Here is a 1,615-nt window from a genome sequence, read left to right as displayed (position 1 = left end):
GCTGACATAATGAACGATTGTATTTTCTGTAAAATAATCAATGGCGAGATTACTTCGGCCAAAGTTTTCGAAAACGAGCATGTGATGGCATTTCTGGACATAAGCCAGGTTACTAAAGGGCATACACTTGTTATCCCGAAAGTACATAAAGAAAATTTATATGAAATGGATGCGGAATCAGCACGCAGCTATTTCGAATCTGTTCCGGAAATTGCAAGAGCCATCAAGGCTGAATTTGATCCAATTGGTTTGAATTTAATTAATAACAATGGTGAACATGCCGGGCAGACCGTTTTCCACTTTCACTCCCACCTTATTCCCCGTTATGGAGAAGGAGATGGCTTAGGTGTTGTGTGGAAATCACACCAATCGGAATATTCAGCCTCAGATCTTAAGGAGATCTCTGAAGCCATAGCAAAACAACGCGAGCCTGGCAAACGGGAAAGCCGCTATATGCATCTGTTCAGCGGTGATGTGGAGACGCTGATTAACGTTGTGGAGACAGTAAGCCCGCTGGATAGCGACAACGATCTGGCTTCGCGGGTTGAAGCGCTGGAAAACGACGTTGCCGAACTGAAACAGCGTCTGGCTTCACTACTCGAACATCTGGGGGATTAATCGTGGCGGCATTACGTATAGGGGTTGTGGGATTAGGCGGTATCGCGCAAAAAGCATGGTTACCGGTACTGGGGGCGGCAACTGACTGGACGCTGGCGGCAGCCTGGTCACCCACGCGAGAAAAAGCGCAGCGTGTGTGCGACACCTGGCGTATTCCTTATGTCGGCTCGTTAGGCGAGCTCGCCGCGCAGTGTGATTCGTATTTTTGGTTGCGGGTCTTATCCTTAAACCTCTGCAAATCATCATAATGGTTCATAGCTATACTCATGATTTACAAAATAAACTATATACCCACCACCTACATAACCTGAGCGATCAGTTATTGGTAGATTCGTTTTATAATTAGGCTGCTCGCCTGTTGTGTGGGTACGTAGATGCTTTGGCTATTAACAATTCGCCTTATTATCGCGTGATTAAATTACACCAGTGCTAACACGCTGTTTATTTCTAGCAAATATATAAATTTCACCTGTACACATGCTATCTTTTTTTTCCCTAAAAATCATTAAAGTAGTTAATAGCAACTCATTACGTTGAACATCAACCTAAGAATCAACTTAATGTGGATAACTAAACCATGTTAAATCTATTTTTTATACTCAAAGGACTTCTTAATTGAAATAAATTATTCTCCGTCACTTCTTCTAAAATCTCTTTCTTATTTTTCCCTTGCAAAATAAGATTGATTACTACCGCAATGTCATTCTCTGACCATTATTCTTTCGTGAATCCTGCTGAATATTCCATTTATTCTATCCCTCCTCTCTATTGTGTTTTATTTATTTGGTTTATTACTTTATCAACTACTTCAAGTCTTCGTTTTCCACATTGTTGACGAATTATCGTGGTATAACTCCCATTCTTCATAAGTTTATTCGTATTATTTATGTACAATTTTTGAATCAAATCCATCATTGCTACTTCATCAATTTCATCTTCCCAATATTTATCGATAACTTGGTTAATAGACGCTGCAAGATCACGTTGAGTTCGTTGA

4 protein-coding genes are annotated in these 1,615 nt (G+C 40.6%); 2 read left to right on the top strand and 2 right to left on the bottom strand.

The annotated features are described in order from the left end of the window. Both BTM36_RS29700 and BTM36_RS29695 read left to right on the top strand, forming a co-directional pair. Nucleotides 1–618 (top strand): HIT domain-containing protein (locus BTM36_RS29700; protein WP_368730702.1); only part of this gene is annotated, 618 nt, incomplete at its 5' end. Nucleotides 619–620: 2 nt separating this feature from the next. After that, on the top strand, nt 621–866 hold the full coding sequence (locus BTM36_RS29695; RefSeq protein WP_217349560.1) for a Gfo/Idh/MocA family oxidoreductase: 246 nt from the start codon (nt 621–623) through the stop codon (nt 864–866). Between the two features lie 322 nt (nt 867–1,188). Here the strand turns inward: BTM36_RS29695 and BTM36_RS29690 are convergent, their stop codons facing one another. Both BTM36_RS29690 and BTM36_RS04575 read right to left on the bottom strand, forming a co-directional pair. After that, nucleotides 1,189–1,317, bottom strand: coding sequence for a BrxA family protein (locus tag BTM36_RS29690; RefSeq protein ID WP_368730703.1), 129 nt, complete (start codon nt 1,315–1,317; stop codon nt 1,189–1,191). A gap of 66 nt (nt 1,318–1,383) precedes the next feature. Further along, on the bottom strand, nt 1,384–1,615 hold a 232-nt coding region (locus BTM36_RS04575), incomplete at its 5' end, for a TIGR04540 family protein (protein WP_139347071.1).

The organism is Herbaspirillum sp. VT-16-41 (assembly GCF_001994935.1).
In the GTDB taxonomy this organism is placed as follows: domain Bacteria; phylum Pseudomonadota; class Gammaproteobacteria; order Burkholderiales; family Burkholderiaceae_D; genus Herbaspirillum; species Herbaspirillum frisingense.
This window is presented reverse-complemented; position numbering and strand designations above follow the sequence as displayed.